The sequence below is a fragment of the Vibrio sp. 1069 genome, from assembly GCF_033340555.1.
Genome location: NZ_JAWOWP010001039.1, coordinates 1 through 502, shown reverse-complemented (window position 1 = coordinate 502; position 502 = coordinate 1). Strand labels below are relative to the sequence as shown.

The window sequence follows — 502 nt, the reverse complement described above, 5'->3', positions numbered from 1 at the left end:
AAGCTGGTTTCGCAATGGGGGTTCGACAGGCATTAGGGCTTGTTTTTGCTGAAGTTTGGTTTGAAATAAAAGATGCAATTCCTCAGATCTTTAAAGATAAAGAAGAAAACTTCACACTTGATAAGTTCCTAAATAAGCTAAAGGTTACCGCACTAAAAATTTGGGATAGGGTCAAAACTAGATTCAAAGATATTCTTGAAGAGTTTAAAAACGGGGCTTTAGCGGGTGCCCTGTCTAGCTTAAGTTCGACCATAATGAACATCTTTTTCACCACTCAAAAGTTGATTGGAAAACTCCTCCGTGAAACTTGGTCAAGTCTAGTTTCGGCTGCTAAAGTCTTGTTCTTTAATCCACAGAGACTTAGCCCTGGAGCTTTGGTGCGAGAAGTTACACGTATTTTATCTACTGGTGTTGCGGTTGCAATGGGAGTGATGCTTAACCAACAGTTAGCCTCGCTGATGACATTTCCTCTCGGTATTGAACTAGCCTCGTTTGTTAGCGC

At 41.0% G+C, this 502-nt stretch carries 1 pseudogene; it reads left to right on the top strand.

The features are described from left to right. Positions 1 to 502, top strand: a pseudogene (locus R7040_RS30480) (ATPase); the annotation flags it as partial.